The 6,268-nt window shown below is 40.8% G+C and carries 7 protein-coding genes; all 7 read left to right on the forward strand.

Annotation, left to right across the window (positions count from 1 at the left end; genetic code table 11):
• The coding region (locus ABFC84_15985) for a DNA translocase FtsK (protein MEN6414239.1) at positions 1 to 674 on the forward strand (674 nt) is incomplete at its 5' end.
• 572 nt (positions 675 to 1,246) lie between these two features.
• Positions 1,247 to 2,512 (forward strand): hypothetical protein, encoded by a 1,266-nt coding sequence (locus ABFC84_15990; GenBank protein ID MEN6414240.1) that lies wholly within the window; start codon positions 1,247 to 1,249, stop codon positions 2,510 to 2,512.
• Positions 2,512 to 3,909, forward strand: coding sequence for a hypothetical protein (locus tag ABFC84_15995; GenBank protein ID MEN6414241.1), 1,398 nt, complete (start codon positions 2,512 to 2,514; stop codon positions 3,907 to 3,909). The genes ABFC84_15990 and ABFC84_15995 overlap by 1 nt, the downstream gene beginning before the upstream one ends.
• 125 nt (positions 3,910 to 4,034) lie before the next feature.
• Positions 4,035 to 4,283, forward strand: coding sequence for a hypothetical protein (locus ABFC84_16000; protein ID MEN6414242.1), 249 nt, complete (start codon positions 4,035 to 4,037; stop codon positions 4,281 to 4,283).
• On the forward strand, positions 4,255 to 4,707 hold the full coding sequence (locus ABFC84_16005; protein ID MEN6414243.1) for a PIN domain-containing protein: 453 nt from the start codon (positions 4,255 to 4,257) through the stop codon (positions 4,705 to 4,707). Before ABFC84_16000 ends, ABFC84_16005 begins: the two co-directional genes overlap by 29 nt.
• 274 nt (positions 4,708 to 4,981) lie before the next feature.
• Complete coding sequence (locus tag ABFC84_16010; protein ID MEN6414244.1) at positions 4,982 to 5,356, forward strand: hypothetical protein; 375 nt, start codon at positions 4,982 to 4,984, stop codon at positions 5,354 to 5,356.
• A gap of 25 nt (positions 5,357 to 5,381) precedes the next feature.
• Positions 5,382 to 5,972 carry a hypothetical protein gene (locus ABFC84_16015; protein MEN6414245.1) on the forward strand — a complete coding sequence of 197 codons (591 nt, stop codon included), beginning with the start codon at positions 5,382 to 5,384 and terminating at the stop codon, positions 5,970 to 5,972.
• Positions 5,973 to 6,268: the final 296 nt, after the last annotated feature.

Below are 6,268 nucleotides of genomic sequence, written 5' to 3' on the forward strand. Positions count from 1 at the left end.
CCGACCTGATGATGCTGGCGCCCGAAGAGACCGAGCGCTCCATCACCCGCCTGGCGCAGCTCGCCCGCGCCACCGGCATCCATTTGATCATCGCCACCCAGCGCCCCTCGGTGGACGTGGTCACCGGGCTGATCAAAGCCAACTTCCCCGCGCGCATCGCCTTCGCCGTCGCTTCCGGCGTCGACAGCCGCGTCATCCTCGACCAGCCCGGCGCTGAAAAGCTGCTGGGCAAGGGCGACATGCTCTTCCAGGCACCCGATGCTTCATCGCCGGTGCGCCTGCAGGGCGCCTACGTGGCGGACGGCGAGATCCAGCGCCTGGTGGAAAACTGGCGCCTGATCGCCATGAACGACGGCGGCAATGCCAGGCTCACCGAGCAACTCATCATGGATACCGGCGTCCCCGGCGGTGTGCCGCTGAAGCAGGGCGCGCTGTTTGGCGATTCCGATGGTCAGCAAGCGGACCCCATGCTCAAGGAAGCCGTGGAACTGGTGCGGCGTGAAGGACGCGCCAGCATTTCGATGCTCCAGCGCCGCTTGAGGGTGGGCTACACCCGCGCCGCGCGCCTGATCGATTCCATGGAGGACCAGGGCATCATCGGCCCGCAGGTCATCGGCTCGCAGGTGCGCGAAGTGCTGGATTACGGTCAGACCGTGCCGCCGAGAGAAGAGTGAGCAGGGATTAGGGATTAGGGATTAGTGAACAGGAAGAACAAGAGCAAGTTCCCGCCCCGGACCGCATTTGGAGCCGGGGCGATTTGTTTTTAAAAACGAATAAAAACGAATCAAACCCTAATTGAGCAGGATTTGAGGTTATTGGGGGGTGGGCGATGCAAATATTAAGGTACAATGTGACAGGATTATTATAGCACGTATGTTCTATTTGTCAAGGGGTTTGGGGGAAATTTTAAGGGTTTTCCAAATATTTCTCGTAATTGCTACAACTTTTATTTTCCCATTTACAGTGAACAGCGATGTTCGCAATAAAAAAGTGCGTTCAAAATCGAATCCACCTTAAACTTTAACTATGACAGGATTTATGACAATCAGATCCGGCGTATACATCTAATTCCGGTGTAACACTTGTATTAGAACAACACATCATGGTAAAGGTGTTTCATGGTGAATTGTTGATTAATAGATATAATTTAACTGTCGGCATAATCCTGGAACGGTAAGGGGTTTATCAAGGAATTAGTTGACTGGAACAAGTGTCAAGATAGAGATGGGGTCAGGGGAGAGTTCATTTGAAAAAACCATTATCATCAGTTAGGAAATTTTACTTCCTAGATTATTTCTACGTATTGTTGAAAAGCATTGAGAAGTTTTCTGAACAAGATCAGATCTTTGAACTGTTCAAGAGCCTAAAGCAAGAACATAGGCTTGGGGAATCAAAATACAAAAAACTGACTGCGGATGCACAAAACCTTTCAAGAGTGCAGTTGGTCAAGTATCAATATACTTTTGAAAAAGTAATCGCTGAATCACTAGAATACGATCTAATAATTCAGGAAAGTGGGAAATTCCAATTAACTGAAATTGGAAAGAAATTAATTGAGCAATATAACGATGGATTCGAAAGTTTTGCTATTTCGTTATTTAAGCTGATGGAGTCCAAATACGAAGCTTTTAGGTACATAATTGATCTGTTATATAAGTCAGGTAAGGCTAAATCCGGTTTATTTATTCTTCCGGTGTATTCTCCATTGCAGTTGGGTTTTGACCGATCAGAAATCAAAACAACTAAAGATATTTGGAGATACTCTGAAGCGTTAGGAAAAAAACTAGAACAAGATATTTCAAAATATCTTGGAGAACAAAGAAATTTATCAACAGGAAGCAAGACACTGATGGAGATTTTGATAAAGGATGAATTAATTTCTTCAGAATACTTGACAGAATTTTCCCCAATAAAATACAACGCCATTATTTCACGATTTAGGGACTATTGGGTAAAGTATTTCCTGCAAGAGATCTACCATTATGAATACTACTTAACTTCATTTGAAATCTGGACGTACCGCGCAAAACAAATAGGGATTATTCATGCAACAGAATTTTACCCATATTTTAATGGCAAAATTGTTTATCCTACTGCTGTTGTTGTTAAAACGACAGAATCGAAGGATTTTCAAAAAATCTACACATATTCAGATGGTTACTCATTGTTTTTACACAAACCTGATATAGAAACAAGCCAAAATCAGTTTGTGGATTTCCTTGTTAGCGCATACTATGACTTGCGACGAACGAATAGGAGCTATTTCATTAGCTTGGCTGCCCTAAAAGAGATGGTTTGCTATAACATGAAAATCTCTGAATATGTTTTCCAGGAACTTCTAGATGCGGTTTACCGTGCAAATTTATCAGGAAACCTGAAAATAAAGATCTCTTTAGAGGTTGATCGCCTACCAGAAGAGACAAAAGCAATGTATCTAAAACAAGAACCTGTTATGGTAGATGGACGATTTCGAAATATTATTGCCATTGATGTAGCGAGAGGAGATAGGTGATGAGCAATCTTTTGAAGAAACCCACCCAGTTACAAAATTATGAATCTATAGGGACATATGAACGGTTTAATCTCAGCGAAAATCCGTTTCCTTCCGAGCCTACAGTAAATAAAGAATCTACCGACAAACGTATCAATGGGAATATTTATGAGATGCAAATACGCGAACACGAATATGAGCAAATCTTGACGAACTTTATTAAGCAACCTCAAAACAACCCAAATCACATAAGATTAGGCTACATTATCGACAGTTCATATATCGGACGTGGAAATGGAAAGTCTGCATTTCTACTTAATTTGTTACACACAATCAACAGAGAATATAGTTTGGATTTATCAGATGAACAAAATAAATGTTTTGCAATATATGTCTCACCAGAACCAGGTGGTAGGACCAAGACATTTATCGGTTTTATTGACGCAATTTTCGATTCAATCTTAAAAAGTCAGATAATTTCTGTATGTTTAGCGACACTTAGGTTGGAAGCAATAAACAAACTACATCCAGAGCTAAATTTTGGCCATTTCAGTGAATCAGAGTTGGTTCAGCACCTTAATGATCCTGCATGGTTTGAGAATAATTCGATTTCTTCCAGCTCTGTTCAAAGTGAGATTTTAAATGATGTTCATTTGCAAGATTTGCCAAGTGATTTCCCCATATTTAGTGGCAGAAATACTTTTTACCCAACTTTCATGACACAAAAGGATTTTGAAAATTATTTTAGGGAGCTAAAAAAGCCAAAAGAGAAAATCGACTTCATTTTTACTCATTTAGTTAAATTCTTTCTCGCTGCAAATTTTAATGGCGCTTATGTTCTTGTCGATGATTTTGAGAGAATTCCCGATTTCCAGAGTTCCCGCCAGAAAAAAGATTTTGCATTAGAGTTGCGATCATGCTTATTCGATGGTTATTATACAAACGCTAAGTTGGGTTTTTACAACTTAATACTTGTTCTGCACGCAGGGGTACCGAGGTTGATTAGTGACGCATGGGCTTCTTCAGGAATGGAAAATCGTGCACCGATAAACCAACTTAATTATAAACACATAATCAGCTTTGAAAAACTTACTAAGGAACATGTGGCATTGTTGCTAAAGAAATATCTCACGGAATATAGGATTGATCCGAATAAATCTGATGGATTGTCACCCTTTACTGAGGGTGCTGTTCATCAAATTGGAGAATTGTCAGAGTTTAATGCCGCGAAAATCTTAAGAATGGCTTATGAGCTACTCGAAAAAGCTGCCGGTATTCCAACACAAAAACTAATTGACGAAAATTTCATTCTTGACAACAGGGGATTGTGGGAAACTGGAGATGAGCCTGAACATAACATTGATATTGCAAAGACAACTGACCTTTTGAGTAAAGCTATGGGCCAGGAAAAGGAATGAAAGACTGCCTAACCCAGCATGAGCTTTGTGATTTACTTAATCACAAGATTCACCAAATTTCAATTAATGACGACCTTGCAAACCGATGTATTCTCGCCGACCAATGGAGCCAACCCATAGGTGTATTGACATATCTACTTGCGAGGGTTTTGGAAAACAACGATACGGGCAATAAAGAAGACTGCGTCAGGTATATTGAAATGTTTTATTATTTATCCGAGACTATGTATTTGGAAGTTCAAGAAATTGACCATATTTTTATTACGACTTTACTCAATACCTTAAGGCAACCTTACCTGACAATCGAAGATGAATTGGTTGAGCTGCATACTACGATGATGAATCATGACTACCATAGAGTTATTCGTTATTGATACGAATACCATAATCAGATATTTCCATGATGTTTTCCACGAAGATGTAGAGTTATCGAATCGGACGAGGAGGTTAGTTCAAGCTGCCTTAAATCCATTTGAAGAAAATATAAAGCTAAGTATTCCTTCAATTGTATTTGTAGAAATCTATGAAAAATGGCTTAAGAACGAGGAGTTTTCAAAGAAATTTCATTATGAGGTATTTTTACCCATAAAAGAATCCCCTAATATTGAGATAAAACCAATTGACAAGGAAGTATTATTTGAACTGTTGAAGATTTCAGGTTCTTTAGAACATCATGACCTTCACGATAAGATTGTATTAGCGTCTGCTATGTCGTTACAATGTAAATTAGTCACTTCTGATACAAAGCTAATCCAATATGTAGAGGAAACTCGCATCATTCCTGAAGTAATTAATTGACGGTTATACGCCTGATATTTCTTAACTTATGAATTACACACACCAGGTTGCTAATTATTGTTTTTCCTCATTGTGTAATTTTTATTATGCTAAAACAAATCTCAAAACTTCGTAAGTTGGACCTGAAATAAAAACTAAAACTCTACACTTACGTTTTCTGAGTCCCTTTCGACTGAACTAGATGGAACACCGCTATCGACTCTTGAAACCTTTATCCCTCGGAAAACGGTATACTGGTGCAGTACCTCACTCCCCCCTTACCAAAAGGACTACCATGACCAAGCTCATCACCTACACGCTCACCACATTCCTGATCGGTCTGCTCATTCTTGGGCCGCTGCTTTTTCTGCCCGCCGGCACCTTTGTCTACTGGCAGGCATGGGTCTTCATTGCAGTGTTCCTGGTGTGTGTCAACGGCATCGGGGTGTACCTCTCGCTCAAGGGTCCGGCACTGCTGGAACGGCGCAGGAATGTGGGTCCGGCCAAAGAGCAACGCCCGGGTCAGCGCATAGTGATGGCGCTGGCGATTGACCTAGTAGATGGTGACCAATTTGTGGAAATGCTCAAGCGATTTTCACTGGGGGTTATTACAAAAAGGGTCGAAGTTGAGCAGGTATCGGTTGATAAGAACTGGTTCCTTGCAATCTAATTTCTCCAAAAGGGGGATATATCGAATGTCTATATATGAATTCTGGCAAACCGTTTTATCAAATGGTATCGCTACCCTGGTTGCAGGGACCATTTTAGGATTGATTGGTGGGATTTATTTTGACAGAAGGTTTGCAAAACAAGACAAAAATGTACAAATATCGGGTGAAATGTTGAAAAGTGAAAATCGTGCTTTGGAGTTCATGAAAACAATCAAAATAGAGGTCGATGACATCTATTTGCATTTGGAAATCATTATCGAACGGTTCACCAAGCAAAAATATCCGTATTTATCATTTGATACTTCATTCTGGCAGGTCTTATTAACCAGTGGCGAAATACCAACGCAATTTTCTCCCACGCTCTTACATGCCTTAACTATTTTTTATTCCCATGCTAGCCAATGCAATCAATTATCTGACAAGATCAGTATGGCAGTTGTCCATGGGAATTTGTCGGCCGCAAATACATTTTTGGAAGAGCAGATCAAAGCATTACATAGTCTTAATAATCTAAATAGTGGGAGCAATCTTGTCACTTTATTGAATCAAGCTATTGCTGAAAAGGAAAAAACCATCAACCTTTTGAAATTTGAACATGAAAGATGGTCAAAATAATCTATGCCATTCTTTCGGTTTCCTTTATTACCTTAAAATTTCCATTAACCCCTTGACAATTAGAACATGTGTGCTATAATATTATTGTGCACATTTGTTCTTTACCATTCCTCCATAGTACCTCCCCCGTCGAATGACCTCGATTCGTTAGCGGTCTTTCATGACCCTGACGATGCATTTCGTCACGGGCGCACCCCCGAGCGGTGGTTGCGGTCTTTGCACCCCTGAGCGAAGCGAATGGGGTTGCGAGAGGGGTTTTATTCGTTTTTATTCGTTTTTTAAAACGAATGCCGGGC

This window comes from Veillonellales bacterium (assembly GCA_039680175.1).
Classification (GTDB): Bacteria; Bacillota; Negativicutes; order JAAYSF01; family JAAYSF01; genus JBDKTO01.